Genomic DNA, 26,341 nt, shown 5'->3' on the forward strand with positions numbered 1-26,341 from the left:
TGTGTATAGGAGACGGCGGAGGGCTGCGGCGCGGGCTGGGCGGTGCCCTGGGGCGCCTGGGGCGCGGGCTGGGCGTACGGGTTGGGCGTTCCCGCGCCGGGGGCGCCTGGGGCGCTCGGAGTCGCACCGGGAGCGCCCGGCGCGCCGTGAGCCCCCGGGGCGCCGTACGGGCCCGCCGGAGCCTGGCCCGGTGCGCCGCCGGGTGCGCCCTGCGGCGCCGGGAACGGGTGGCCGCCCTGCTGGGGCGGCGGCGGGGCGTACCAGCCCGGCTGGCCCTGTCCGGGCACCGGCATCGGTGGCTGCGCGCCGGGCGGCAGCGGCTGCTGGAGGCCTTCCTTCTGGTCGATCGTCGAGCGGTAGTCGACCGCGCCCTGCGTCATCCGCATGTACGCCTCCTCCAGGGAGGCCTGGTGCGGCGACAGCTCCCAGAGCCGGACGCCGTGGTCGTGCGCGATGTCGCTGATGCGCGGCAGGGGCAGCCCCGTCACGCGCAGTCCGCCGTCCTGCTCGGGCAGCACGTGCCCGCCCGACTCGGTGAGCGCGGCCGACAGCTTCTCGCGCTGCTGCGGCTCGGTGTCGGGCGTGCGCACGCGCGCGAAGTCCGCGGAGTTCGCCGAGATGAAGTCGGTGACACTCATGTCGGAGAGCAGCTGACCGCGCCCGATGACGATGAGGTGGTCGGCGGTCAGCGCCATCTCGCTCATCAGGTGGGAGGAGACGAAGACCGTACGGCCCTCCGCCGCAAGGGCCTTCATCAGGTTGCGGACCCAGAGGATGCCCTCGGGGTCGAGGCCGTTGACCGGCTCGTCGAACAGCAGCACCTGCGGGTCGCCGAGCAGCGCCGCGGCGATGCCGAGCCGCTGCCCCATGCCGAGGGAGAAGCCCTTGGACCGCTTCTTGGCCACGTCCTGCAGACCGACGACCCCGAGCACCTCGTCCACCCGCCGGGCCGGGATGCCCGACAGCTGGGCGAGGGACAGCAGGTGGTTGCGGGCGGAGCGGCCGCCGTGCACCGCCTTGGCGTCCAGCAGGGCGCCGACCTGGCGAGCGGCGTTGGGCAGCCTGCGGTACGGATAGCCGCCGATCGTCACCTGCCCGGACGTCGGATTGTCCAGGCCGAGGATCATCCGCATCGTCGTCGACTTGCCCGAGCCGTTCGGCCCGAGGAAGCCGGTGACGGCTCCGGGCCGCACCTGGAAGGAAAGGTTGTACACAGCGGTCTTGTCGCCGTAGCGCTTCGTCAGGCCGACTGCTTCGATCATGCTCCGCACCCATCGCAAGGTTCAGGACAGCGGGGCACACGCCCCCGTAAGGGTTAGGAGGATATCGAGGCGCTGACGGTTCCGCCCAAGGGGAGGTAAAGGTCGGCCGCTCCCGCTGCTAGGCGTCGCGCTTCTTCAGCAGCACATAGCCGCCGATCAGCGCCGCCAGCACCCACAGCCCCATGATCCCGAGGCCGCCCCACGGTCCGTACGGGGTGTCGTCGTCGATCGGCGTGACCACCTGCATGATCTTGCTGCCCGCCTGGTCGGGAAGAAACCGGCCGACCTTCTTCGTCGCGTCGACGTTGCCCAGGATGTTGGAGATCAGGAAGAAGAACGGCATCAGGATGCCCAGCGACAGCATCGGTGAGCGCAGCATCGCGGCGACGCCCATGGAGAACATCGCGATCAGCGCCATGTAGAGGCCCCCGCCGAGCACGGCCCGCAGCACCCCCGGGTCGCCGATCTCCGCCCGGTGCGAGCCCAGCATCGCCTGCCCAAGGAAGAAGGCGGCGAAGCTGGTGGCCAGCCCGACCAGCAGGGCCAGCCCACTGGCGACCGCGATCTTGCTGAACAGGAAGGAGCCGCGCTGCGGCACCGCGGCCAGCGAGGAGCGGATCATGCCGGTGCTGTACTCGTTCGACACGACCAGCACACCGAAGACGATCATCGCGAGCTGACCGAGACTCATCCCCGCGAAGCTGATGAACGTCGGATCGAACTCCGCCCGGTCCTGTGCGCTCATCGAGTCGAACTCGTTCTTCGACAGCGCCGAGATCAGCATGCCGAGAGCGACCGTCACGACGACCACCAGCGAGAGTGTCCATACCGTGGACGCCACCGACCGGATCTTGGTCCACTCCGACCGTACGACCTGTGTCACCGCCATGCTCAGCCCCTCTTCCAGCCGTCGCCCCACTGCTGCCGCGCGGGCTCGGGGCTCGCCGGACTCGTTCCGCTGTGCGCGTGGTACTCCACCGACTCCGCCGTCAGCTGCATGAACGCCTCCTCCAGCGAGGCCTGTTGCGGGCTCAGCTCGTGCAGCGTGATCCGGTGCTGGGCCGCCAGCTCACCGATGTGCTCGGCCTTGCCGCCGTCCACCTCCAGCACCCCGTCGCCACTCTCCACGGCCACGATCCCGGCCTGGTGCAGCACATCGAGCAGCCGTTCCCGCTGCGGACTGCGAACCCGGACGTAACTGCGTGAGTTGCGGTCGATGAAGTCCGCCATGGAGGTGTCCGCGAGCAGCCGGCCCTGCCCGATGACGACGAGGTGCTCGGCCGTCAGGGCCATCTCGCTCATCAGATGGGAGGAGACGAACACGGTCCGGCCCTGCGAGGCGAGCGACTTCATCAAGGTGCGGATCCAGTGGATGCCCTCGGGGTCGAGGCCGTTGACCGGCTCGTCGAACATCAGGATCCGCGGATCGCCGAGGAGCGCGGCCGCGATGCCGAGCCGCTGCCCCATGCCCATCGAGAAGCCCTTGGTCTTCTTCTTCGCGACCCCCGTCAGCCCGACGGTGTCCAGCACCTCGCGCACCCGGTTGGTCGGGATGCCGTTGCTCTGCGCGAGGCACAGCAGATGGTTGTAGGCGGTGCGCCCGCCGTGCCAGGCCTTGGCCTCCAGCAGGGCGCCGATGTACGTCAGCGGGTCCTTGAGCTGCTGGTAGTGCTTGCCGTCGATACGGACGTCGCCGGCGGTCGGGTGGTCGAGCCCCAGAATCATCCGCATGGTCGTGGACTTGCCGGCGCCGTTGGGCCCGAGGAAGCCGGTGACGATGCCCGGTCTGACGGTGAAGGACAGGTTGTTGACCGCCACCTTCTCGCCGTACCGCTTCGTCAGCCCCTCGAGCTCAATCATGCCCGCCACGCTAGAACGTGACAAAGCCCTCTGCCACCCGAGCGGCAGAGGGCTTTGCGGAGGTTCAGACTCCGTATGCCCGCGTGTTACCGGGACTGCTGCGCCGGGACCCCACGGGAGATCGGCTCGTCCTCGGCCGGCGTACCGGCGGCGGCCACCGCGGCGCCCGTGAGCGTCGCGAGCATCTCGCGGACGTTCGTCAGCTGGGCGTTGATGCTGTCGCGGCGGTTGGTGAGGGCGGCCAGCTCGCGCTCGGATTCCGAACGGATGCGGTCGGCCTTGGCGTTGGCGTCGGCCACGATGTCCTCGGCCTGGCGCTGGGCCGTCTCCACCGTCTGGCGGGCGCGGCGCTCGGCGTCCGTGCGCAGCTTCTCGGCCTCCAGGCGCAGCTGCTCGGCGCGGTGCTCGATCTCGGCCAGACGCTTCTCGGCCTTGGCCTGACGGGAGGCCAGGTCGCGCTCGGACTGCTCGCGGCGCTTGGCGAGGTTCGTCTCGAAGTCGGCGGCGGCCTGTGCGGCCTTCGCACGGGTCTCCTCGAAGAGGGCGTCCGCCTCCTCGCGCTTGGACTGCGCGTCCTTCTGCGCCTCGGAACGCAGCTGGGCGGCGTCACTCTTGGCCTTCTCGACGATCCGCAGGCCCTCGTCCTCGGCCTTCGCCTTGCGCTCCGCCGAGTAGGACTCGGCGTCGTTGCGCACCTGCTGCGCCGCCGACTCGGCGAGCTCGCGGTGCTGCTCGGCCGCGCGCCGGGCCTCCTCGCGCAGGTCCTTCGCCTCTTCCTCGGCGAGGCGGAGGATCTTCTCCACGCGCGCACCGAGACCCGCGTACGACGGCTCGGCGTCGGTGACCTGGGCCTGGGCGTTCTGCGTCTCGAGGTGGAGCTCTTCGATGCGCTTTTCCAGAGCGGTGATGCGGGCGAGAGCGCTGTCACGGTCGGAGACGAGCTTGGAGATACGTTCGTCCACCTGAGCGCGGTCGTACCCACGCCGCACAAGCTCGAAGCCGTAGGGGGAAGTGTCGCTCATGGGGTTCCTGTCGAATGAGACCGGTGAGGTGATAGGTGGAATCCTAGGGGCCGAAACGGTGTGTCATCGAGCGGATGCGCGTTTGATCTGGAAAATGACACCCCTTTTGAGTGGCTATCCCCGGGACCGCTTGCCAAAGACTTGGCCAAAGGCCCCAGCACACACCGGATTCGCCCCGTTTCGCTAGCTATCCGAGGACTTGCCACCCGAACGGGGTGCTCCGACCGTCGCGCCCGCCTTGACCCCGTTGTCCTTGCCCGCGGACGGCGCCTCGAAGGACTCCAACGCCTCCAGCACGTCCTGGACACGGGAGATCTCGGCGTTGATGTCCTCGCGGCGACGGACCAGCACCTCCAGCTCGCGCTTGCCCTCCTCGACCGTCCGCTTGGCCTCGCGGATCGCCTCGGCCTTGAGCTCCTCGGCCTCCCGGACCAGGGAGGACTTCTTCTGTTCGGCCTCCTTGAGCAGCCCCTCCGCCTTCTTCACCGCCGCGATACGGACCTTGCCCGCCTCGGAGTTGGCCTCCGAGACGATCTCCTTGGCCTTCGCCTGCGCCTTCGCCAGCTGCTCCTCGGCCGCCTTGACGAGCGCGTCGCAGCGGTCGCCCGCCGACTTCATCGCCTCGGCCGACTCACGGCGCGCCCGCTCGTGCAGCTCCTCGATCTCGGAGGTGATGCGGTCGCGCAGCTCCTCGGCACGCTCCCTTATCTGCGTGGCGTCCCGGCGCGCGCCGACCAGCAGCTCGTCCGCGTCCGTACGGGCCTTCTCCACCGCCAAGTTGCCCTCGACGGTCGCCTCGGACACCAGCCGCTCGGCCTCGGTGCGGGCCGCGCCGACCATCGTGTCGGCCTGAGACTCGGCCTCCGCGGTGGTCTTGTGCGCCTGCTGCTGCGCCTCGGTCAGCAGCTTGTCCGCCTCGGCCGTGGTCTCCGTGATGAGCTTGTCGACCTGCTCGGCCGCCTCGGAGCGCCGCTTGTTGGCGTCCTTGCGGGCCTCGTCCAGCGTGCGGTCGGCCTCCTCGCGCGCACTGGTGACGAGCCGCTCCGCCTCCGCCGCCGCGTCGGACTTCACACGCGCGGCCTCGCTGCGGACCCGCTCCGCGTGCTGCTGCGCCGAACCGACCGTCTCGGCGGCCTCGGCCCGCAGCCGCTCGGCCTCGCCGGTCGCGTCCCCGACCAGCTGCTCGGCCTTGGCGACCGACTCCGCGCGCACCCGCTCGGCCTCCGCGGCCGCCTCGGAGCGGAGCCGCTCGGCCTCGGAGATCGCCTCCGTACGGACCCGCTCGGCCTCGGCGACCGTGTCCATGCGCAGCCGGTCGGTCTCCTGGACCGTCTCCGTCGTGAGCCGCTCCGCCTCGTTGCGCGCCTCGGTGATGAGGGTGTCCGCCTGCGTCGCCGCGTCCGACCGGATGCGGTTGGCGTCCTCCCGGGCGTCCGCCCGGGTGCGCGAGGCGGCCTGCTCGGCCTCGGCGATCGCGTCCGACGCCTCCGTGCGCGCCCGCTGGGCGTGCTCGGCGACGTCCGCGCGGATCCGCTCGGCCTCCGAGATCGCCTCGGACATCGTCCGCTCGGCGAGCGCCTTGGCGGCCTCGGTCTCCTCGTGCGCCTCGCGCCGCAGCCGGCTCGCGTCCTCGCCCGCCCGCTCCCGCTCGGCATAGGCGTCGGAGCGGACCCGGTCCGCCTCCTCCTGGGCCTCCCGGCGCGTCCGGTCCGCCGCGTGCTCGGCGGCGCTGCGCAGGCCGGTGATCTCCTCCTGCGCCTGCTCGTGCAGCCCCGCGACGGAGTCCCGGACCTGCTGGGCGTGCTGCTCGGCCGCCGACACCATCTCCGTGGCACGACGGTCGGCCTCCTCGACCAGCCGGACGGCCTCGGTCTGCGCGTCCTCCACGCGCCTGCGCGCCGAGGCCAGCAGCTCCTCGCTCTGCTCGCGGGCCCGCTCGCGCTCCTGGTCGGCCTCCTGCCGGGCGCTGCCGAGGAGTTCCTCGGCCTCGCGGCGGCGCCGGTTGGCCTCCTCCTGGGCGGCGGCCAGCGTCTCGGAGGCCTCCGCGGCGAGCCGCTCGGCGGCGGCCTGCGCCTCGGCGCGCATCCGGTCGGCGCTCTCCTGCGCCTCCGACTTCAGCCGCTCGGCCTCGTTCGCCGCCTCCGAGCGCAGCCGTACGGCGACGGCCTCGCCCTCGGCACGCGACGCCGACGCGTCCGACGCGGCCTCGTCGCGCAGCCGCTCGGCCTCCGCCTCGGCCTGCTGCTGGAGCGTACGGATCCGCTCCGCGGCCTCGGCGCGCAGCCGCTCGTTCTCCTCGGCGGCCTCGCGGCGGAGCCGGGCGGCCTCCTCACGGGCATCCGACAGCGCCTGCTCGGCGGCCGTCAGCCGCTCCTCGGCCTCCCGCTGGAGCCGCGTCAGCTCCTCGGCGGCCTCCGCCCGACGGGCCTCTATGGCCCGCTCGGTCTCCTCGTGCAGCTCCCGCGCCGCGCGCTCGGCGTCCTCCTTGAGTGCCTCGGCCTGCTCGACGACCTCCTCGCGGTGCCGCTCGGCCTCCTGCCGGGTGCGCTGCAGGGTCTCCTCGGCCTGCCGGCGCAGGGTCGTCGCCCGCTCGATGGCCTCGGTGCGGACCTTCTCGCTGTCCGCCTGGGCCGTCGTGCGCAGCTCGTCCGCGTCCGCCTTGGCCTTGGCGAGCAGCTCCTCGGCGGACTTCGCCGCCTCCTCGATCTGCGCCACGGCCTCCTTGCGGGCCTCGGCGCGGATCTTCTCGCCCTCGTCGACCGCGTCCGCCCGCAGCTGCTCGGCCTCGCCGCGCAGCCGGCGGGCCTCCTCCTGCAGCTCGACCGTCTTGGCGCGGTACTCCTTGGTGTCGTCCTTCGCCGCGCCCTTGAGCTGCTCGGCGATGTCGTGCGCCTCGGCCCGCAGCCGGTCCGCCTCGGCCTCGGCCTCCGAGCGGATCCGCTCGGCCTCCTCGGCCGCGGCCCTGGTGGTCTTCTTGGCGTCCTCCGACGCCTTGTCGAGGACCTCCTCGGCGGTCCTGGCCGCCTTGGACAGCTGGGTCGCGGTCTCCTCGGCGGTGAGCGTGCGGGCCTTCTCGGAGGCCTCCGCGACGATCTTCTCGGCCTCGGCCTTGGCGTCCGCGACGATCTGCTCGGCCTCGGACTTGGTGCTCTCGGCCTCCTTCGTGGCCTCCTCGACCAGCCGGGCGACCTGCTCCTTGGCGGTACGCGTCCGCGTCTCGTTCGCGGACTCGGCGCTCGCCAGGGCCTTGGCGGCGGCCTCCTTGGCCTCCGCGACCAGCTTCTCCGACTCGGCCTGCGCCTTGCGCAACGCCTCCTCGGCCTCGGCCATCCGCTGCTCGGCGGCCTTGCTCAGCTCCTGGGCCTCGCGGCGGGCGGACTCCGACTCCGTGACCGTGGACGTGCGCAGCTGCTCGGCGTGGTCGGTGGCCTCCTGGGCCTGCGTGGAGGCGGCGTTGAGCAGGCGCTCGGCGTCCGTGCGGGCCCGGCGCAGGATCTGCTCGGCCTCAGCCCGGGCCTCCTCGGCCGCGCCCGTCAGCCGCTGCCGGGCCTCGGTCGTCAGCCGCTCCGCCTCCGCACGGGCGGTGGTCAGGGCCTGCTCGGCCTCGGCCCGGGACTCCTCCAGCAGCCGGCGCGCCTGCTGCTCGGTGCGGGCCCGCAGCTGCTCGGCCCACGCCACGTTCTCGTTGACGTGCGACTCGACCGTCTGGCGGCGCTCGGACAGCTCCTGGTCCAGCTGCTGGCGGCGGGTCACCGCCTCCTGGTGCAGCTCGGCCTGGAGCCGGGCCGCCTGCTCGGCGTGCTCCTGGAGGATCCGCTGGGTCTGCGCCCGGGCCTCGCTCAGCTCCCGGTCGGCGTCCGCGCGGATCTGGTCGGCCTGCATCTGCGCATTGCGCAGCAACTGCTCGGCCTGCCAGCCGATGTCGCCCCCGTCGAAGGAGGGCCGGGTCATGATGGTCCGCCGCGCCTCGTGCAGCTTGGCGCGCAGCACCTCGACCTGGTAGCCGAGGTCCTCGGCGTGCTGGATCGCCTTTTCCCGCTCGGTCTTCAGCCGCTTCATCTCGGCTTCGAACCGAGAGAGGTGGTCGACGTCAGCCGCCGGCTCTCGCTCCTGGCTCTCGTAGCCCCGCACTGCGCGGTCCCATCCGTCCCCTGGTCGAAACTCTTACCGAACGAGCTCCGTCCATCCGCCGAACGGGGCCCCCGGGGAATGGTGTCAGATCATCGGCGGAGCAGAGGCTGCTGCCCCGACGCTCGTCCCCCGAAACCCGGACCCCGGTGGTCCTGCCGTCGCACGGCGGGACCGCGGTCACCCTGGACTGAGCGGCGACCGCCCCCAACCCTACCGGCCCCTATGTACGAGGGTCAGTGCTCAGGTGACTCAACAGGCGCCGAAGTGACCAGTTCTGTCAGTACGCCGTGACAGTCCTTGGGGTGCAGGAAGGTGATCCGTGACCCCATGGAACCGACTCGCGGCTCTTCGTACAGCACGCGTACGCCCTTGCCCTTGATCTCCTCGGCGTCACCATCGACATCTGCCGTACCGAAAGCGATGTGGTGGACGCCCTCGCCGTTCTTCGCCAGCCACTTCGCGACGGTGGAGTCCTCCCGGGTCGGCTCCAGGAGCTGCAGGTAGGAGGCGCCGCCGTCGGACGTCTCGTTGATCTTGAGCATGGCCTCGCGCACGCCCTGCTCCTCGTTGACCTCGGAGTGGAACACCTCGAAGCCGTAGGTGGCACGGTAGAACTCGACGGTCTTGTCGAGGTCGAAACAGGCGATTCCGATGTGGTCGATTCGCGTCAGCATGGATTCAGTGCAGCGCCCCCGAGGTGGTTACGCAACGTGCGCGCGATCACACCGACGGCCCGGTGACGGCACGGAGTGCCACTCAGTACATTCGAAGTAAACCCTCGTTCACTCCTCGGCTGTGCAGGCCGGTAAGGGGATCGCAGCTCATGACTTCTGGAACGTCCGGAACTTCCGGAGCGAACAGCTCGGTGATCGTCGCGGGCGCGCGTACGCCCATGGGGCGGTTGCTCGGATCGCTGAAGTCCTTCTCCGGAGCCGACCTCGGCGGCTTCGCGATCAAGGCCGCCCTCGACCGTGCGGGGATCGGCGGCGACCAGGTGCAGTACGTGATCATGGGTCAGGTGCTCCAGGCCGGAGCGGGGCAGATCCCGGCCCGCCAGGCCGCGGTCAAGGCCGGCATCCCGATGAACGTGCCGGCGCTGACCATCAACAAGGTGTGTCTGTCGGGCCTCGACGCCATCGCGCTCGCCGACCAGCTCATCCGTGCGGGTGAGTTCGACGTGATCGTCGCCGGTGGCCAGGAGTCCATGACCAACGCGCCGCACCTGCTGCCGAAGTCCCGTGAGGGCTTCAAGTACGGCGCCGTCGAGATGATCGACGCCATGGCGTACGACGGTCTGACCGACTCCTTCGAAGGCGTCGCCATGGGCGAGTCCACGGAGAAGCACAACACCCGCCTGGGCATCGCGCGGCCCGAGCAGGACGAGATCGCCGCGCTGTCGCACCAGCGGGCCGCCGCGGCCCAGAAGAACGGCCTGTTCGAGGCCGAGATCACGCCCGTCGAGATCCCGCAGCGCAAGGGCGACCCGGTGCTGTTCAGCAAGGACGAGGGGATCCGCGGTGACACCACCGCGGAGTCGCTCGGGAAGCTGCGTCCGGCCTTCGCCAAGGACGGCACGATCACGGCCGGTTCCGCCTCGCAGATCTCCGACGGTGCCGCCGCCGTCGTCGTGATGAGCAAGGCCAAGGCGCAGGAGCTGGGCCTGGAGTGGATCGCCGAGATCGGCTCGCACGGGAACGTGGCCGGGCCGGACAACTCGCTGCAGTCGCAGCCGTCCAACGCGATCCTGCACGCGCTGAAGAAGGAGGGCCTGGAGGTCTCGGACCTCGACCTCATCGAGATCAACGAGGCGTTCGCGGCCGTCGCCGTGCAGTCCATGAAGGACCTCGGCGTGTCCACCGAAAAGGTGAATGTCAACGGTGGTGCGATTGCCCTGGGTCACCCGATCGGGATGTCCGGTGCGCGTCTGGTGCTGCATCTCGCGCTGGAGCTGAAGCGGCGTGGCGGTGGCGTGGGTGCGGCGGCGCTGTGCGGCGGTGGTGGGCAGGGTGACGCGCTGATCGTGCGCGTGCCCAAGGCCTGAGTCCTTTCGGTACGTCCCTTCTCGGTACGTCCCTGATCTGAACGGAGCTGTGATGCAGGACGTCTCCACCCTGGTGGCCCAGGCCAGGGAAGGCCGGCCGCGGGCCGTGGCCCGGCTGATCTCCCTGGTGGAGGGGGCGTCCCCGCAGCTGCGGGAGGTCATGGCGGCGCTGGCGCCGCTGACGGGCGGGGCGTACGTGGTGGGACTGACCGGGTCGCCCGGGGTCGGCAAGTCCACGTCGACCTCGGCGCTGGTCTCCGCGTACCGCAAGCAGGACAAGCGGGTCGGCGTGCTCGCCGTCGACCCGTCGTCCCCGTTCTCGGGCGGTGCGCTGCTCGGGGACCGGGTGCGGATGTCGGAGCACGCGTCCGACCCGGGGGTGTACATCAGATCGATGGCGACGCGCGGGCATCTGGGCGGGCTGGCGTGGTCGGCTCCGCAGGCGATCCGGGTGCTGGACGCCGCCGGGTGCGACGTGATCCTGGTCGAGACGGTGGGTGTGGGGCAGTCGGAGGTGGAGATCGCCTCGCAGGCGGATACGTCCGTGGTGCTGCTCGCGCCGGGGATGGGGGACGGGATCCAGGCGGCCAAGGCCGGGATCCTGGAGATCGGTGACGTGTACGTCGTGAACAAGGCGGACCGGGACGGGGCGGACGCGACGGCTCGCGAGCTGAACCACATGCTGGGGCTGGGGGAGTCCCGGGGGCCGGGTGACTGGCGTCCGCCGATCGTGAAGACGGTCGCCGCGCGGGGGGAGGGTGTGGACGAGGTCGTCGAGGCGCTGGAGAAGCACCGGGCGTGGATGGAGGAGCGGGGTGTGCTCGCGGAGCGGCGGTTGGCGCGGGCGTCTCGGGAGGTCGAGACGATCGCGGTGACGGCGCTGCGGGAGCGGATCGGGGACCTGCACGGCGACCGGCGCCTCGGGGCGCTGGCGGAGCGGATCATCGCGGGCGAACTGGATCCCTACCGGGCGGCTGACGAGCTGGTGGCCGGGTTGACGGAGGGCTGAGGCCACTCCGGCTTCGCGTCGGCGGGGGTGCGTTGGCTCTGCCTGACGGTGCGGTGGGGTTGCGTCTTCGCCTGAGGGTGAGGTGGGGGTGCGTCTTCGCCTGAGGGTGAGGTGGGGGTGCGTCTTCGCCTGAGGGTGAGGTGGGGTCGCGTCTTCGCCTGGCCGTGGGGCGAGGTCGCGTCTTCGCCTGACCGTGCGGTGGGGTTCGCGTTCGTTTCGCCTTCGCGTGGGGTGTGGGACGGGGCCGCGCCGGGGGGTGTCCGTCCTCGGAACGGCGCGATGGGGCGCCATACCGACTGACTCCCCGTTGACGCGCCAACCGCTGCGGGCGGACACCCCCCGACACGACCCCTTCTCGCCGTACGCGGGCGCGGGAGCGTCGTGGCTTGCGCCGGACGCGCTCTGGGCGTGGGCTCATCCCGGCCCGCGCCGCGGGCGCACGGGCGCGCGGTGGCTGCCCCCGGGTGCGGGCGCCCGCTCCGCCTGGCCGCAAGCCGCCCCCGCTGCGGGCATGCGTGCCGCTGGGGGCGATGGGGGTCCCCCTGCTCGAGCGAAGCCGAGAGCTTGGGGGAGGGTGGGCGCAGCGGCACCCCGCTACGCCGGGTTGCGGACCCACCTGGCCCCAGCACCGACGCAGGGTTGCGGAATCACCCGGCCCCGGTGTCCGTGTGGACGCCGGGGCCGTGAAGAGGGGCAGCTGCTGGTCAGTCCTGGTCGTCCGCCGTGACCCTGCCCGAGGTGAGGTCGATCTTCCAGTCCTGCTCGGCGCCGCCGGACTTGCGGGTCTCGGCCTCCCAGGACGTGTTCTTGCCGTCGTCGTCGAGGTCCACGGACGTCACCACGCCCTTGGCGGCGGCAGCCTTCGCCGCCTCCTCGGCCGTCACCGACGAGCCCTTCAACGCCGCCCGCACCTGCGCCGTGTCGTCCTCGTCGTCGGTGTGGGAGCCGAGGACCTTGCCGTTCGCGGGGTCGACGCTGACGCTGTGCCAGGTGTTGTCGCCCGACAGGACGTCGACGTTCCAGACGACCTTGTCGCCGTCGCCCTCGTCGTCCAGCTCGGCGGAGACCACCGTGCCCGACGTGTGCTTCAGCGCGGAGGCGATCGCCTCGGACGCCGTCACGTCCGCCGACACCGTCTTCTCGGCCTTCTCGGCGTCGTCGTCCCGGTCGTCGTCGTTCGACAGCTGGGTGGTGGCCGCCTGCCGCGCCGAGCCCTCGTCGTCTCCCGTGGTCGCGAGGGCCGTGGCCGTCCCGCCTCCGATCAGGGCGGCGGCGGTCACAGCGGCGATCACGATGTTGCGCTTCATGCGGATTCCTCCCGAGTCGTTTGGTTTTCGACGTCTTCGACTCTGGCCGACGGAGGCTGAGAGGAACCTGAAGCCCCCTGAAGGGATCTTCAGGTTCCCTTTGCCACTCTTTACGCATGCGCCTGTTGATCGTGGAGGACGAGAAGCGGCTGGCCCTGTCGCTCGCCAGGGGCCTGACGGCCGAGGGCTACGCCGTGGACGTCGTCCACGACGGCCGGGAAGGGCTGCACCAGGCCTCGGAGGGCACGTACGACCTGGTCATCCTCGACATCATGCTGCCCGGCCTCAACGGCTACCGGGTCTGCGCCGCCCTGCGCGCCGCCGGGCACGACGTGCCGATCCTGATGCTGACCGCCAAGGACGGCGAGTACGACGAGGCCGAGGGGCTCGACACCGGTGCGGACGACTATCTGACCAAGCCGTTCTCCTACGTCGTGCTCGTCGCCCGGGTCAAGGCGCTGCTGCGGCGGCGCGGGCAGGGCGCGGGGGCCTCGCCCGTGCATGTGCACGGGGATCTGAAGGTGGACACCGCGGCCCGGCGGGTGTTCCTGGGTGAGGACGAGATCACCCTCACCGCCAAGGAGTTCTCCGTGCTGGAGCAGCTCGTGCTGCGGGCCGGCGAGGTGGTGTCCAAGTCCGAGATCCTGGAGCACGTCTGGGACTTCGCCTACGAGGGTGATCCGAACATCGTCGAGGTGTACGTCAGCACGCTGCGGCGGAAGCTGCGGGCGGGGCTGATCCGGACCGTGCGCGGGGCGGGCTACCGGCTGGAGACGTCGCCGTGAGGCGGGTGTTCGGGTCCGTCCGGGCGCGGGCCACGCTGGGGGCGACCCTGGTGGTCGCGGTGGCGCTCGTCGCCGCCGGTGCCGCCGTGCTGCTGTCGCTGCGGTCCAACCTGATCGGCGAGGCCGGTACACAGGCGGAGCGCTCCGCGCGGGCGGTCGCCTCCGAGCTCGCCGCCGGGACGCCGTACGGCAAGCTCTCGGGGCTGGACGGCGACGACGGGCCTGTGCAGGTCCTGGACGAGCACGGGCGGCTGGTCGCGGCCAGTGAGGATCTGGAGAAGATCAGCGGGACCGACAGCGAGCAGGTGAAGCCGCGGCCGGCGGTGAAGCCCACCGGGGACGACGATGACGACGCCGACGACGCGGGCGAGCCCCTCGAAGCCGGTGAGATCTCCGGGGAGAGCGTCTTCAGCAACGGGTCGGCGACCATCGACGGGGACGCGGAGGACTACCGGTTCGCCGCCGTCGAGGTGGAGACCCACGACCGGGGGCACCTCAAGGTCTACGCCGGTTCCCCGCTGGCCGCCGAGCACGGGGCCGTGCGGACCGCGCTGACGGTGATGCTGATCGGGTTCCCGCTGCTGCTCGGTGTCGTCGCCGCCGTGACCTGGCTGGTCACCCGGCGGGCCCTGCGGCCCGTGGAGGGGATCCGGCGCGAGATGGCCGCGATCACCCAGTCCGAAGACCTCGCCCGGCGCGTTCCGGAGCCGGACACCCACGACGAGATCGCCCGGCTCGCCAGCACCACCAACGAGACGCTCGCGGCGCTGGAGACGTCCGTGGAGCGGCAGCGGAGGTTCGTCGCCGACGCCTCCCACGAGCTGCGCAGTCCCATCGCCTCGCTGCGGACGCAGTTGGAGGTGGCCGCCGCGCATCCCGAGCTGCTGGATCTGGACGGGGCCGTGGAGGACACCGTCCGGCTGCAGCGGCTGGCGGCCGACCTGCTGCTGCTCGCCCGGCTGGACGCGGGGGAGCGGCCCGGCGACGCGGAGGTCGATCTCGCCGGGCTGGCCCGGGAGGCGGCCGGGGGGCGGACGGGTGTGACCGTGGACGCGGAGCCGGTGGAGGTGACCGGATCGCGGGGGCAGTTGGGGAGGGTGCTCGCCAATCTGCTCGACAACGCTCAGCGGCATGCCCGGTCGGACGTCACCGTGAGCGTGCGGCGCGAGGGCGACCGGGCCGTGGTCGGGGTGGCCGACGACGGTGACGGGGTGCCCGAGGACGACCGGGCGCGGATCTTCGAACGGTTCGTCCGGCTGGACGCGGCCCGCAGCCGTGACGACGGCGGAGCCGGGCTGGGGCTCGCCATCGCCCGCGACGTGGCCGTCCGGCACGGCGGTACGCTCACGGCCGGCCGGGGACCCGCAGGCGGAGCCCTGTTCGAACTCCGCCTGCCGCTCGTCCAGCGGGGACCGCGGTAGCGAGGGCCGCGGTTACGGGCGCCCGCGCTGGCCGCGCAGGTGTTCCGCGATGGGCTTGAGGGCCTTGTCGAGCTCGGTCAGGGCCTCGGGGGACAGCAGGTCGATGAAGTGCCTGCGCACGGACGCCACATGGTGGGGCGCGACCTTCTGCATCGTCGTCATGCCGTGGTCGGTCAGGACCGCGTAGAGCCCCCGGCGGTCCGACTCGCAGTTCTCCCGCCGGACCAGGTTCGCGTTCTCCATGCGCGTGACCTGGTGCGAGAGGCGGCTCTTGGACTGGAGGGTGGCGGAAGCGAGGTCGCTCATCCGCATCCTCTGGCCCTCGGACTCGGAGAGATTCACCAGGATCTCGTAGTCGTTCATTGTCAGGCCGAACGGCTGCAGATCCTTCTCGAGCTGGTACGTCAACAGCCTGTTGACCTCCAGGTGGGTGCGCCAAGCGCACTGCTCCGCATCGGTCAGCCAGCGGGTGGCCGTCTCGGTCTCCATGAATGAAGTCTACCTAAAATGTTGAAAGGCGAACTAGTGAGGGGTGGCGTGTGACCGCTCACGCCTGGCGAACAGCTGTGCGCAGACGTTCGATGTCACACTCCGCAGACTACCGCTCACAGCCCGAAGCGACGCTGGAGGTCCCCCAGCTGTCCGGGAAGGCGCGGTGCGCCGGACTGCCCCGTCTGGGGGCCGTGCGCTCCGCCGCCGGGCACGCCGGCCTGATGCGGAACGGTCCCCGTGGCCTGCTCGGCCATCAGCGTCTCGGACGACTGGAGGAGCACCGTGCCGGCGCCCACGAACTCGAACTGGTGCTCCTCGCCGGAGGCCCCGCCCAGGCCCGTCAGTGCACGTAGACCGCCCATGACGCCGGTCATGTACCCATGGTCGTAGTGGTGACACGGAGAGGGGCAGTCGGCCCAGCCGACCAGGGCCTGGGGGTCGACCCTGATCGGGGGTTCCATGAACACCACCGGTCCGTTCGACGCGGCCACGAACTTTCCGGTTCCGATGAGGGTCAGGAATCCCGGCACGATTGATTGCTTCAGTGACAGAGTTGGCTGAAAAGCAAGCAGGTTGCCGCTGCGAATGGTCAGGTTGCCGTCCTCGAGGTCGTACGAATTGACGTCGAAGGCCCGGTCGGCGAGGAGCATCTTGCCCGAGCCCTCCGCCACGACCCAGTCGCTCGCGTGCAGTGGCGAATGGAACGACGTGCGGACGAGACGGTCCAGCCGGCCGTGTCCGACGCCGTTGAAGTCGATCGAGCCGTAGTAGGCGATCATCTTCCCCTTCTGCAGGAACCACTGGCTCCCCTTGAGCTCGACGCAGAAGGTGTACGCGTTGACGTTGTCGTCCGCCGGCAGCGTCGCCGGGTCGAGGACCACGGGGCCGGCGCCCGGAGTTCCGTAGGTGCTCACAGCTTCTCCTCCGACGCCTGGACGTACACCGCACCGCTGCCGCTGAGCTCCAGTTGGAAGGCCTCGCCCGAGCCGCGGCCCACCATGTCCCGCCAGCCGAGCGCCGTGGACAGCTTGTTGCGGACGTCGCCGTGGTGGGCGACGTAGGCCTGCGGGTCCACATGGACCGGCCGCTGCGGGCTGATCGGGATCTCGATGACACCGCCGTGCGCCATGACCGCGACGGCCCCGTGCCCCTTCAGTGTCGTGGTGAACAGCCCCTGGCCGCTGACCTGGCCCCGCACCATGCCCATGACGCCGCCCTGCGAGCCCAGGAACACGGTGCCCTGCTGGAGCGTGCCCTCGAAGGCCAGGAGGCGGTCCGCTTCCACGTACAGCGTGTCGCCGGAGAGCCGGATCACCTGGACGTGGTGACCGCCGTGCCCGAACAGGACCGTGCCGCTGCCCTCGACGGACATCAGGGGGGTGTCCTCGTTCGCCACCCGGCGGCCGATCATCGACGTGATCCCGCCCTGGCCGCCCGCCATGTTGGGCGTGAACGACACCTCGCCCTTGTACGCGAGCATCGCGCCGCGCTGACTGAACAGCCGCTGCCCCGGCACGACCGTCGCCTCGACCATCTTCCCGTTGATCTCCCGGAAGGCCATCTCACACGTCTCCCGCGATCGTGTTCCGCTCGCTCGGCTGCACGTACACCAGCCCGTCCCCCTCGAACCGCATCTGGAAGGCCTCGCCGCCGCCCTCCCCGAGCAGCGTGCGGAACGTCACACCGGACTGGAAGGACTGCCGCAGATTCCCCTGGTGCGCCACGTACGCCCCCGGGTCGACGGTCAGCGGGTACTGCGCGCTCACCCGCAGCACGACCGCCGGACCGTCCGACATGATCGCCGCCTGGCCATGGCCCTCGACGGTCGTCGTGAACAACCCGTTGCCCTGCGAGGCGCCGCGCAGGCCCGTGAACTCGGTGCCCGTGCGCAGACCGCCGTCGGTCGCGAGCAGGTTGCTCGACTCGACGTACAGCTTGTCGCCCTGGATGCTGACCAGGTTGATCTCGGAGGCGCGGTCCGCGAACCAGCAGGTCCCGCGCCCCTTCACCTCCATCAACGTCATCTGCTCACCGGTCAGCCGCCGGGTCACCATGCCCCGGATGCCCTCGCCGCCGCCGCTGAGCTTCTTGAAGGCCATCTCCCCGTCGTACGCGACCATCGAGCCGTTCTTCGCCTTCACGGCATCCCCGGTCATGTCGACGGCGAGCACCTTGCTGCTCTGAAGTCGGAACATCGCCACGACTGGAAGGTAGCCGCAGGTCCGGCCCCCGGGACAGGGCCCGTGGGTGGAGAACGTCCCTGAGCGCACCCCTGGGGGCCGGGGGCCCGGGCGGTTTGCCACAATGGGCGGGACGCTTGTGCGCGTGTTCACAAACTGTTTCTCTCCCACCGAAGGTGACCCGTGGACCTCAAGACCGCCACCGCCCTCCGCCGCCTCCGCCTGGTCTCGGCCCCCGAGGCGATCTCCTTCCTCCTCCTGCTGGTCTGCTCGGTGCTGAAGCGCACCACGGACTTCAACGCCGTGCCGGTGATGGGTGCGGTGCACGGTGGGCTCTTCGTCCTGTACGTGATCTTCTGGGCCGACGCGTGGAACCGGGCGAAGTGGTCGCTGAAGACCGCCGCGCTGTACTTCGCCCTCTCGGTGCTGCCGGCCGGCGGCTTCTTCGCCGAGCGCATGCTGCGGCGTGAGACCGAGGACGCGGTCATCGCCTCCCGTGCCCGCAAGGAAGGCGTGGTGGGCGCGTGATCGTCGCCTTTTCCGTGACGCCGCTCGGCGTCGGTGAGGACGTGGGGGAGTACGTCGCCGACGCCGTGCGGGTGGTGCGCGAGTCGGGGCTGCCGAACCGCACCGACGCGATGTTCACGTCCGTCGAAGGAGAGTGGGACGAGGTCATGGACGTCGTCCGGCGCGCGGTCGCCGCGGTCGAGCGGCGGGCGCCCCGCGTCTCCCTCGTCCTCAAGGCGGACATCCGCCCCGGCGTGACGGACGGCCTCACGTCCAAGGTGGAGACGGTGGAGCGGCACCTCGCCGAGTAGACGGCGGGAGCGGCCCCGGCGCGGCGACCCCGCGGTGGCCCGACCGAAGGGCGAGACAGGGCTGACCGCCATGTGACCGGCCGGTAAGGTCGGGTTCGTGCCGAAGCCGCTCAGTCTCTCCTTCGATCCGATCGCGCGCGCCGACGAACGCTGGAAGCAGCGCTGGGGAAACGTGCCGTCCATGGCCGCGATCACCTCGATCATGCGTGCTCAGCAGATCCTGCTGGGCGAGGTCGATGCGGTGGTCAGACCGTACGGGCTGACGTTCGCGCGCTACGAGGCGCTGGTGCTGCTCACCTTCTCCAAGTCCGGCGAGCTGCCGATGTCCAAGATCGGTGAGCGGCTCATGGTGCACCCCACGTCCGTGACGAACACCGTGGACCGGCTGGTGAAGTCGGGTCTGGTCGCCAAGCGGCCCAACCCGAACGACGGCCGTGGCACCCTCGCCAGCATCACCGACAAGGGCCGCGAGGTCGTCGAGTCGGCCACCCGCGACCTGATGGCGATGGACTTCGGGCTCGGGACGTACGACGCCGAGGAGTGCGCGGAGATCTTCGCGATGCTGCGGCCGCTGCGTATCTCGGCGGGTGACTTCGAGGAGGAGTGACCCGGGGCAAGATCCCCCGGAACGGGTCGTTACGCTCGACGGCATGAAGAAGAGCGTGCTGACCCGCTACCGGGTCATGGCCTACGTCACCGGTGTGCTGCTCGTCGCGCTGACCCTCGGCATGATCGGCAAGTACGTCCTCGATCTGGGCGGCGCGGCTGACTTCACGCAGGTGGTCAGCATCGCGCACGGCTGGTTGTACGTCGTGTACCTGATTTTCGCCTTCGACCTCGGCTCCAAGGCGAAGTGGCCGGTCAAGAAGCAGCTGTGGGTGCTGCTGGCCGGCACGATCCCCACGGCCGCGTTCTTCGTGGAGCGCAGGATCAGCCGCGAGCTGGAGGGCAGGCTCGCCGAGGACGCGCCCGCCCCCGTCAAGGCCTAGGCGCGCTACGGGGCCGCCGCGCGCGTGCGTGCGGCGGTCGTTCTCACCCGTTCGCCAGGTCACTCCCGTCAGCCATCGACATTTACTAGGACGTCCAAGTAAATTCGAGGGTATGGACGCTGACGCCATCGAGGAGGGCCGCCGCCGCTGGCAGGCCCGGTACGACGCCGCACGCAAGCGCGAGGCCGACTTCACCACGCTCTCCGGCGACCCCGTGGAGCCGGTGTACGGGCCGCGGCCCGGTGACACCTACGACGGGTTCGACCGGATCGGCTGGCCCGGGGAGTACCCCTTCACCCGCGGCCTGTACGCGACCGGCTACCGAGGGCGGACGTGGACCATCCGGCAGTTCGCCGGGTTCGGCAACGCCGAGCAGACCAACGAGCGCTACAAGATGATCCTCCGCAACGGCGGAGGCGGGCTCTCCGTCGCCTTCGACATGCCGACGCTCATGGGCCGCGACTCCGACGACCCCCGCTCGCTCGGCGAGGTCGGGCACTGCGGGGTCGCCATCGACTCGGCGGCCGACATGGAGGTCCTGTTCAAGGACATCCCGCTGGGCGACGTCACGACGTCGATGACCATCAGCGGCCCGGCCGTCCCCGTCTTCTGCATGTACCTGGTCGCCGCCGAACGGCAGGGCGTCGACCCGTCCGTCCTCAACGGCACGCTCCAGACGGACATCTTCAAGGAGTACATCGCCCAGAAGGAGTGGCTCTTCCAGCCCGAGCCGCACCTGCGGCTCATCGGCGACCTCATGGAGCACTGCGCGGCCGGCATCCCCGCCTACAAGCCGCTGTCCGTCTCCGGCTACCACATCCGCGAGGCCGGGGCGACGGCCGCGCAGGAGCTGGCGTACACGCTGGCGGACGGCTTCGGGTACGTCGAGCTGGGCCTGTCGCGCGGGCTGGACGTGGACGTCTTCGCCCCCGGCCTGTCCTTCTTCTTCGACGCGCACGTCGACTTCTTCGAGGAGATCGCCAAGTTCCGCGCGGCCCGGCGGATCTGGGCCCGCTGGATGCGTGACGTCTACGGCGCGAAGTCCGAGAAGGCCCAGTGGCTCCGCTTCCACACGCAGACCGCCGGCGTCTCCCTCACCGCGCAGCAGCCGTACAACAACGTCGTACGCACCGCCGTCGAGGCGCTCGCGGCCGTGCTCGGCGGGACGAACTCGCTGCACACCAACGCCCTCGACGAGACCCTCGCCCTGCCGAGCGAGCAGGCCGCGGAGATCGCGCTGCGCACGCAGCAGGTGCTGATGGAGGAGACCGGCGTCGCCAACGTGGCCGACCCGCTGGGCGGTTCCTGGTACATCGAGCAGCTGACCGACCGGATCGAGGCGGACGCGGAGAAGATCTTCGACCAGATCAAGGAGCGCGGGCTGCGGGCGCACCCCGACGGCCGGCACCCCATCGGCCCGATCACCTCCGGGATCCTGCGCGGGATCGAGGACGGCTGGTTCACCGGGGAGATCGCCGAGTCGGCGTTCCGGTACCAGCAGGCGCTGGAGAAGGGCGACAAGAGGGTCGTCGGCGTGAACTGTCACGACGGGTCGGTCACCGGGGACCTGGAGATCCTGCGGGTCAGCCACGAGGTGGAGCGCGAGCAGGTCCGGGTGCTCGGCGGGCGCAAGGCGGCCCGTGACGACGCCGCGGTGCGCACCGCGCTCGACGCGATGCTGGCCGCCGCCCGCAGCGGCGCCAACATGATCGAGCCGATGCTGGACGCGGTACGGGCGGAGGCCACGCTCGGGGAGATCTGCGGCGTGCTGCGGGACGAGTGGGGGGTGTACACGGAGCCGGCCGGCTTCTGACGGCCTACGACCCCAGCCCCTGCAACAGCACCCTGGTGAAGCTGCGGACCCATTCCTCGTCGGCCGGTTCCGCACTCACCAGGGTGCGGTGCACCACCGCACCCGCCACCATGTCGAAGATCAGGTCCACCGTGCGGGCGGCCGACTCCGGGTCCTCCTCCGCCGGGAGTTCGCCCCGCGCCTGGGCCCGGGCGCGGCCCTCCAGGACCAGCCGCTTCTGGCGGTCGACCACGGACGCGCGGATGCGTTCGCGCAGGGCCTCGTCACGGGTGGCCTCCGCCACGACCGCCATCAGGCCGCTCCTCGCCTCCGGCAGGGCAAGGATCGCGGCGAACTGCAGCACCACGCCCTCGATGTCGGCGGCCAGCGAGCCGCAGTCGGGCAGCTCCAGCGCGTCGAACAGCTCGGCCACGGCGTCGACGACCAGTTCGTTCTTGCCCGCCCAGCGGCGGTAGAGCGTCGTCTTCGCGACACCGGCGCGGGTCGCCACGTCTCCCAGGGTGAGCTTGGACCAGCCCAGCTCCACCAGCGCCTCACGGGTCGCGGCCAGGATCGCCGTGTCCGCCTCGGCGCTGCGCGGGCGCCCGGAACGGACGGCTGGGCTGCGACTGTGCATGCACCCGACCATAAACCGGTGGTTCCCGCGCGGCCCCGTGAGGGAGATCACCGGGGGGTGGTGTCCCGGCACCCCGGCGTGGCATTACGCTACGACTCGTAGCGAAAGCCCGTGATGGACGTTCACGGGCCTTGGTACACCCGGCGTGGGGTGGGGACCCGGCGCCGAAGGGCACGGACCGGCCCGGCTTTCACACCGTTTTTCACACGCGCGCACCGGACGGGGGAGGATAGACGCATGCAGCCACGGAACATGTCCATGAGCGGAGTCGTCGACCTCGCCGCGTTGAAGGCGGCCCAGGAGGCCAAGGCGAAGGCGGAGCAGGCGCGCGCGCAAGCAGCCCGGGAGGGCGGGGCAGGGGCGATCTCCCCGGCCGATCTCGTCATCGACGTCGACGAGGCGGGGTTCGAGAGGGACGTCCTGCAGCGTTCCGCCGAGGTGCCCGTCGTCATCGACTTCTGGGCCGAGTGGTGTGAGCCCTGCAAGCAGCTCAGCCCGGTCCTGGAGCGGCTGGCCGTCGAGTACAACGGCCGTTTCCTGCTCGCCAAGGTCGATGTCGACGCCAACCAGATGCTGATGCAGCAGTTCGGCATCCAGGGAATCCCCGCGGTGTTCGCGGTCGTCGCGGGGCAGGCGCTGCCCCTCTTCCAGGGGGCGGCGGGCGAGGCGCAGATCCGCCAGACCCTCGACCAGCTGGTGCAGGTCGGCGAGCAGCGCTTCGGCCTGACCGGTCTCACCGTCGACCCCGAGGCCGAGCCGGGCGGCGCCTCGGCGGCGGCTCCCGAGCAGCCGGCCGGTCCGCACGACGGGCTCCTCGAAGCCGCCGTGCAGGCGCTGGACTCGGGCGACCTGTCCGGTGCCGTCCAGGCCTACAAGAACGTGCTGAACGAGGACCCGGGCAACGAGGAGGCCAAGCTGGGTCTCGCGCAGGCCGAGTTGCTCCAGCGGGTGCAGGGCGTCGACCCGCAGCAGGTGCGCCGGGACGCGGCCGACAAGCCGGCCGACGTGCGGGCGCAGATCGCCGCCGCCGACCTGGATCTGGTGGGCGGCCATGTCGAGGACGCCTTCGGCCGGCTCATCGAGACCGTGCAGCGCACGGTGGGTGACGACCGGGACACCGTGCGGATGCGGCTGGTGGAGCTGTTCGAGGTCGTCGGGCCCGATGATCCCCGCGTGATCGCGGCGCGCAGGGCCCTGGCGCGCGCCCTGTTCTGACCAGTCGTTAAACGCGCGGGCCTGTGGTGCCCGCGTGAAAAATTTGCCCACAGGGGGTCACAGCGGCCGCGCTTTACCAAAACTTGGTAATCGCGGCCGCTGTTACTGCGAGTAAGTCATGGGCGTTGATCTGTCGGATTCTGTCCATCGATCAACAGCTTTGTGCCGCCCCCCGGCAGCACCCTGTGTGGCCGACCGAGACCGATGGGTCGTTGTTCGGTTATCCGGCCGTTACTAGCCAGTAACGAACCCCCTTGTGCGGGCGGCGAGAATGCACCACGATCGGCCACGCTCGGTCCATTCCCGTACCCCGGCAGCCGGTTGGGTCGCGGACAACCTGGGTCCCCACCGAGCAGAGCCGGCGGCAGTGGCGCCGGCTCTTGGACAGGGGGGTCTTCGCCCTTCCGGCGAAGCCTGTCCAGCAGGGTTGTGCGTGATGCGTGTCAGGCGCGACCAGTGGTTGTCGCTCGGGGGTGATCGCCGGTGATTCGGGCGCAGTTGCGCCGCCGAGTGCAGGCGCTCTCCTTCCCGAGGACGTAGCACTTCTCCCATCCCTGCCCGGCTGAGCCGCCAATCGGGGCGAGCCAGGACAGGAGATGTACGTCCGAGAAGGAGGAAATATGGAGTCCCAGGTGCGTGGCGGGACCAGATGGAAGCGGTTCGCTGTGGTCATGGTGCCCAGCGTCGCCGCCACGGCTGCGATAGGTGTCGCCCTCGCGCAGGGCGCTCTCGCCGCGTCGTTCAGTGTCTCCGGGCAGTCGTTCAAGGTCACGACCGACCAGCTCGTCGGCACGGGCTTCTCGCAGTACGGCGCCCTCGATGAGGGATACACGATGGACGGCAAGAAGGCCGTCCACCCGGTCGCCGTCTCGTCGTTCAAGCAGGCGACGATCAAGAACCTGTGCCAGTCGGTCGTCACCCCGAACATTCCGGTGCTCGGGAACGTCAGCCTGATCCTGCGTGCGGGTCAGGGTGCGAAGCCGGTGGAGGCCCAGAACCTCTACATCGACGTCGCCGACCTCAGCGCCGATGCGACGTTCGAGAACATCGACATCGGTGTGGCGGCCAAGGACGCCAACAAGGGTCCGGCCATGCGGAAGGGCGAGTCGGCCAACCCGTACGGCTTCGCCCAGCAGGCGGACAAGGCGACCCTGACCGACGTGAAGCAGACGGCGTGGGCGACCACCGCCGGAACCTTCAAGCTCAGCGGCCTGAAGATGTCGCTGTCGACGGGTGTCAAGGAGTGCTACTAAGCACTCGCTGACGGGCGGGGGAGCCGGTGGCGCCCCCGCCCGTCCACCTTCCGGCCGCGCCTTCACGCGGGGCCCATATCACCACCACAGCAACGCTGTACCAGGGAGCTGTTTTTCCATGAGCGCCGAGACTCCTGCCGCCACCGGCCAGTTCACCGTCCGGAGGCAGCAGTTCCGCGCCTGGCGGGGTGAGCGGCCGTTCTGGGCCGGGCTGTTCGTTCTCATCAGCGGACTGCCCATCGCCTACTTCCCGTACGCGAACCTCCAGATCGGTCACCTGACGCTGGCGATGGCGACCACCGCGGGTGCCGGGTCCCTGATCATCGGCGTGCTGCTCGTCGTACTGGGCGTGAGCCTCTGGTTCCAGAAGCACGTCCGCGTCTTCGCGGGGGTCGCCGCCATCCTGCTGGCGCTGGTGTCCATTCCCGTGTCCAACATCGGCGGCTTCCTCATCGGCTTCCTCCTCGCCCTCGTGGGCGGGGCGATGGCCGTGGCCTGGGCGCCGGGCGCACCCCCCGTGGGACAGCCCGCCGCGATGGCCGGCACCGGCACGGGCGGGACTCCCGAGGCCACGGACCACGACACCACGGCGCCGCGGCCCGTGGACGGGGTGGACGAGCCGAACGATCTGTCAGGAACGAACCCGGCCAACGGGGCGAACGGGAGGCACAGTGCCGGCTGACGAGGTGACCCACGGGGCTGATGTGGAGGCGTCCCGTGTGAGAACCGGGCCGCGCCACGCGGCACCCAAGAAGCCGCTGTTCACCAGGTTCAACAGGCCGGCCGGCAAGGCGATAGCCATGGCGGCGATGCCGACGGCGGTGCTCATGGGCATGGGCTTCACGTCGACGCTCGCCATAGCCGACAGCGACACCCCGGCGGCGCCGACCTCCAAGAGCCTGACGGCCGACGAGTACAAGGACTGTGTCGCTGCCCTGGAGGAATCCGACAAGGACTCCAAGGACGACGCGTCCGCCTCGCCCACGCCGTCCCCCTCGGCGAGCGACGGCGCGACGGACGAGAAGGACGACCAGGGCGACACCGCCCCGAAGCCGTCCCCCTCGGGTAGTACGGAGGCGAACAACGGCGGTTCCTCTTCGTCGGATTCAGGTTCCGACGACGAGGCCGAGCCGAAGCCGACCCCGTCCACGAGCGCGCCCGACGCGGGCGGCGACGACGCGGCCGCGACCCCGTCCCCCTCGCCGTCCGAGAGCGGCGGCACCATCCTGGACGACATCGGCGACGCGATCGGCGGCATCTTCGACGGCGGGAAGAGTGAGGAAGGGGCGAGCACCAGCCCGACCCCGACCCCGTCCGCCTCGGCGTCGCAGAGCACCGAGAAGCCGGCCGAGGACACCTCCGACGCCGTGACGGACACGACCGACAAGGTCGAGGACACCGCCGAGGACACCACCGACAAGGCGTCCGACACGGTGCAGGACACCGGCAAGACGGTGGAGGACACCACCAAGGCCGTCGAGAAGGCGGCCGAGGACGCGGCGGAGAAGGCGAAGGAGGCCACCGCCTCGCCCAGCCCCTCCCCGAGCGCCACCACGGACGCCGACGACTGCCCGGCCGCCACCGACGCCGAGGGCGGCGTCGACAACAAGGTGCCGCTGCCGGACGACCCGTGGTTCCTCAACGCCAGCTCGCTGACGCTGAAGGGCGCCGACTACAAGGGCGTCGTCGAGGTGCGGACCGCCAACGGCACCGTCAAGAAGGTGCTGAAGTACGTCATATCCGGCGGCACCGACATCGGTGACCTGCACCAGACCGTCAAGGACAAGCAGTCCGGCAAGACCTACCACGTGCAGGCGGCCAAGGGCTCGACGTCCACGATCCGCGACGGCGACACCGTGATGTACACGGAGAGCATCTCCGGCAACCTGCTCGGGCTGATCCCGATCACGTTCGACCCGGAGCACCCGCCGCCGCTGAACATCCCGCTGATCTACTTCACCAACGTGAAGGTCCAGCAGGCCGGGCAGTTCGGCGGGACCCTGCACGTGCCGGGGCTGCACAACTTCACCACCGACTGAGCGCCCCTCAGAGCCCGTTCGGGAGCCGCACACACCGGAGGGCGCCCCCTGGAATCCAGGGGGCGCCCTCCGTGCCGTCCAGGGGCTT

General features: G+C 70.7%; 25 protein-coding genes. 13 read left to right on the top strand and 12 right to left on the bottom strand.

Translation table 11 applies throughout. The features are described 5' to 3' along the window. From K4G64_RS20415 to mce, 6 genes are all read right to left on the bottom strand, one after another. A partial coding sequence (locus K4G64_RS20415) for an ABC transporter ATP-binding protein (RefSeq protein ID WP_221757460.1) occupies window positions 1-1,262 on the bottom strand: 1,262 nt, incomplete at its 3' end. A 118-nt stretch (window positions 1,263-1,380) separates the two neighbouring features. After that, window positions 1,381-2,151, bottom strand: coding sequence for an ABC transporter permease (locus tag K4G64_RS20420; protein WP_221757461.1), 771 nt, complete (start codon window positions 2,149-2,151; stop codon window positions 1,381-1,383). A gap of 2 nt (window positions 2,152-2,153) precedes the next feature. Beyond that, complete coding sequence (locus K4G64_RS20425; RefSeq protein ID WP_221757462.1) at window positions 2,154-3,122, bottom strand: ABC transporter ATP-binding protein; 969 nt, start codon at window positions 3,120-3,122, stop codon at window positions 2,154-2,156. Between the two features lie 86 nt (window positions 3,123-3,208). Then, a complete protein-coding gene (locus K4G64_RS20430) occupies window positions 3,209-4,144 on the bottom strand; it encodes a cellulose-binding protein (RefSeq protein WP_221757463.1) in 936 nt (311 codons plus the stop codon). Window positions 4,145-4,327: 183 nt separating this feature from the next. Then, window positions 4,328-8,275 (bottom strand): polarized growth protein Scy, encoded by a 3,948-nt coding sequence (scy, locus tag K4G64_RS20435; RefSeq protein WP_221757464.1) that lies wholly within the window; start codon window positions 8,273-8,275, stop codon window positions 4,328-4,330. Window positions 8,276-8,508: 233 nt separating this feature from the next. Next, the gene (gene mce, locus K4G64_RS20440) at window positions 8,509-8,949 is read right to left on the bottom strand and encodes a methylmalonyl-CoA epimerase (protein WP_031107947.1); all 441 of its coding nucleotides are present in this window, start codon (window positions 8,947-8,949) and stop codon (window positions 8,509-8,511) included. 149 nt (window positions 8,950-9,098) lie between these two features. Between mce and K4G64_RS20445 the strand changes: the two genes are divergently transcribed. Together K4G64_RS20445 and meaB are read left to right on the top strand one after the other, a co-directional pair. Beyond that, on the top strand, window positions 9,099-10,316 hold the full coding sequence (locus tag K4G64_RS20445) for an acetyl-CoA C-acetyltransferase (RefSeq protein ID WP_221757465.1): 1,218 nt from the start codon (window positions 9,099-9,101) through the stop codon (window positions 10,314-10,316). Between the two features lie 52 nt (window positions 10,317-10,368). After that, window positions 10,369-11,325, top strand: a complete 957-nt coding sequence (meaB, locus tag K4G64_RS20450) for a methylmalonyl Co-A mutase-associated GTPase MeaB (RefSeq protein WP_221757466.1) — start codon at window positions 10,369-10,371, stop codon at window positions 11,323-11,325. A gap of 704 nt (window positions 11,326-12,029) precedes the next feature. On the opposite strand, the gene K4G64_RS20455 is transcribed toward meaB, so the two are convergent. Beyond that, a complete protein-coding gene (locus K4G64_RS20455; RefSeq protein ID WP_221757467.1) occupies window positions 12,030-12,632 on the bottom strand; it encodes a PepSY domain-containing protein in 603 nt (200 codons plus the stop codon). A 116-nt stretch (window positions 12,633-12,748) separates the two neighbouring features. On the opposite strand from K4G64_RS20455, the gene K4G64_RS20460 reads away from it, so the two are divergent. Next, window positions 12,749-13,417 carry a response regulator transcription factor gene (locus K4G64_RS20460; RefSeq protein ID WP_221757468.1) on the top strand — a complete coding sequence of 223 codons (669 nt, stop codon included), beginning with the start codon at window positions 12,749-12,751 and terminating at the stop codon, window positions 13,415-13,417. Continuing rightward, complete coding sequence (locus K4G64_RS20465; protein ID WP_221757469.1) at window positions 13,414-14,838, top strand: cell wall metabolism sensor histidine kinase WalK; 1,425 nt, start codon at window positions 13,414-13,416, stop codon at window positions 14,836-14,838. The genes K4G64_RS20460 and K4G64_RS20465 overlap by 4 nt, the downstream gene beginning before the upstream one ends. A gap of 12 nt (window positions 14,839-14,850) precedes the next feature. Here the strand turns inward: K4G64_RS20465 and K4G64_RS20470 are convergent, their stop codons facing one another. From K4G64_RS20470 to K4G64_RS20485, 4 genes are all read right to left on the bottom strand, one after another. After that, window positions 14,851-15,327: a MarR family winged helix-turn-helix transcriptional regulator gene (locus K4G64_RS20470; protein WP_221757470.1), complete on the bottom strand. Its 477-nt coding sequence runs from the start codon at window positions 15,325-15,327 to the stop codon at window positions 14,851-14,853. Window positions 15,328-15,443: 116 nt separating this feature from the next. Further along, on the bottom strand, window positions 15,444-16,244 hold the full coding sequence (locus tag K4G64_RS20475) for an AIM24 family protein (protein ID WP_221757471.1): 801 nt from the start codon (window positions 16,242-16,244) through the stop codon (window positions 15,444-15,446). Further along, the gene (locus tag K4G64_RS20480; protein ID WP_221757472.1) at window positions 16,241-16,891 is read right to left on the bottom strand and encodes an AIM24 family protein; all 651 of its coding nucleotides are present in this window, start codon (window positions 16,889-16,891) and stop codon (window positions 16,241-16,243) included. Before K4G64_RS20480 ends, K4G64_RS20475 begins: the two co-directional genes overlap by 4 nt. 1 nt (window position 16,892) lies before the next feature. Next, on the bottom strand, window positions 16,893-17,525 hold the full coding sequence (locus K4G64_RS20485; RefSeq protein WP_031105041.1) for an AIM24 family protein: 633 nt from the start codon (window positions 17,523-17,525) through the stop codon (window positions 16,893-16,895). Window positions 17,526-17,693: 168 nt separating this feature from the next. Here K4G64_RS20485 and K4G64_RS20490 point away from each other — a divergent pair, with 168 nt between their 5' ends. The 5 genes from K4G64_RS20490 (at window position 17,694) to K4G64_RS20510 (ending at window position 21,130) form a co-directional block, all read left to right on the top strand. Further along, complete coding sequence (locus tag K4G64_RS20490; RefSeq protein WP_221757473.1) at window positions 17,694-18,038, top strand: DUF3817 domain-containing protein; 345 nt, start codon at window positions 17,694-17,696, stop codon at window positions 18,036-18,038. Beyond that, window positions 18,035-18,328, top strand: a complete 294-nt coding sequence (locus K4G64_RS20495) for an MTH1187 family thiamine-binding protein (RefSeq protein ID WP_030854324.1) — start codon at window positions 18,035-18,037, stop codon at window positions 18,326-18,328. The genes K4G64_RS20490 and K4G64_RS20495 overlap by 4 nt, the downstream gene beginning before the upstream one ends. A gap of 97 nt (window positions 18,329-18,425) precedes the next feature. Next, a complete protein-coding gene (locus tag K4G64_RS20500; protein ID WP_221757474.1) occupies window positions 18,426-18,935 on the top strand; it encodes a MarR family winged helix-turn-helix transcriptional regulator in 510 nt (169 codons plus the stop codon). A gap of 43 nt (window positions 18,936-18,978) precedes the next feature. Further along, window positions 18,979-19,317: a DUF3817 domain-containing protein gene (locus K4G64_RS20505; protein WP_221757475.1), complete on the top strand. Its 339-nt coding sequence runs from the start codon at window positions 18,979-18,981 to the stop codon at window positions 19,315-19,317. Window positions 19,318-19,429: 112 nt separating this feature from the next. Continuing rightward, window positions 19,430-21,130, top strand: coding sequence for a methylmalonyl-CoA mutase (locus K4G64_RS20510; RefSeq protein ID WP_221757476.1), 1,701 nt, complete (start codon window positions 19,430-19,432; stop codon window positions 21,128-21,130). Between the two features lie 4 nt (window positions 21,131-21,134). On the opposite strand, the gene K4G64_RS20515 is transcribed toward K4G64_RS20510, so the two are convergent. After that, window positions 21,135-21,746 carry a TetR/AcrR family transcriptional regulator gene (locus K4G64_RS20515; RefSeq protein ID WP_221757477.1) on the bottom strand — a complete coding sequence of 204 codons (612 nt, stop codon included), beginning with the start codon at window positions 21,744-21,746 and terminating at the stop codon, window positions 21,135-21,137. A gap of 237 nt (window positions 21,747-21,983) precedes the next feature. On the opposite strand from K4G64_RS20515, the gene K4G64_RS20520 reads away from it, so the two are divergent. The 4 genes from K4G64_RS20520 to K4G64_RS20535 all read left to right on the top strand — a co-directional run bounded on the left by K4G64_RS20520 (window position 21,984) and on the right by K4G64_RS20535 (window position 26,253). Further along, on the top strand, window positions 21,984-22,961 hold the full coding sequence (locus tag K4G64_RS20520) for a tetratricopeptide repeat protein (RefSeq protein ID WP_221757478.1): 978 nt from the start codon (window positions 21,984-21,986) through the stop codon (window positions 22,959-22,961). A 620-nt stretch (window positions 22,962-23,581) separates the two neighbouring features. After that, entirely contained in the window at window positions 23,582-24,214 is a 633-nt protein-coding gene (locus K4G64_RS20525) for a DUF6230 family protein (protein WP_190902637.1), read from the top strand. Window positions 24,215-24,332: 118 nt separating this feature from the next. Further along, the gene (locus K4G64_RS20530; RefSeq protein WP_221757479.1) at window positions 24,333-24,896 is read left to right on the top strand and encodes a DUF6114 domain-containing protein; all 564 of its coding nucleotides are present in this window, start codon (window positions 24,333-24,335) and stop codon (window positions 24,894-24,896) included. Continuing rightward, window positions 24,886-26,253 (top strand): hypothetical protein, encoded by a 1,368-nt coding sequence (locus K4G64_RS20535; RefSeq protein WP_221757480.1) that lies wholly within the window; start codon window positions 24,886-24,888, stop codon window positions 26,251-26,253. The genes K4G64_RS20530 and K4G64_RS20535 overlap by 11 nt, the downstream gene beginning before the upstream one ends. Window positions 26,254-26,341: the final 88 nt, after the last annotated feature.

It is taken from the genome of Streptomyces sp. WAC04114 (genome assembly GCF_019733245.1).
GTDB classification, from domain to species: Bacteria; Actinomycetota; Actinomycetes; order Streptomycetales; family Streptomycetaceae; genus Streptomyces; species Streptomyces massasporeus_A.